This is a genomic window from Pseudomonas sp. Pseusp3, assembly GCF_047304225.1.
GTDB lineage: Bacteria > Pseudomonadota > Gammaproteobacteria > Pseudomonadales > Pseudomonadaceae > Aquipseudomonas > Aquipseudomonas fluorescens_CD.
In genome coordinates, this window is sequence record NZ_JBGLYV010000291.1 from 1 (window position 1) to 242 (window position 242).

Annotated in this window: 1 pseudogene; it reads right to left on the bottom strand. The window is 61.2% G+C overall.

The window, feature by feature from the left end:
• A pseudogene (locus ACCD00_RS30910) lies at positions 1 to 242 on the bottom strand (immunoglobulin-like domain-containing protein); the annotation flags it as partial.

Here is a 242-nt window from a genome sequence, read left to right on the forward strand (position 1 = left end):
CGGTTTTCGCCCACGGTGGGGGTGGCTGTCAGCGTCACGGTGGTGGTGTCGTTGACTTCGGTGACCGTGGTTGCTACCGGGGTTTTCACCGGGTTGATCGCTTCGAGGTTGCCGCCGTCGGCCGATTGAATCGACTCTGTAACGGTGGTTGGCCCCTTGTAAACGTCGTTGCCTACGGTCACCGGAAGGCTGCCCGAACTCTGACCTTCAGCGATGGTGATCACCTAGCCGCTGTCGAGGGT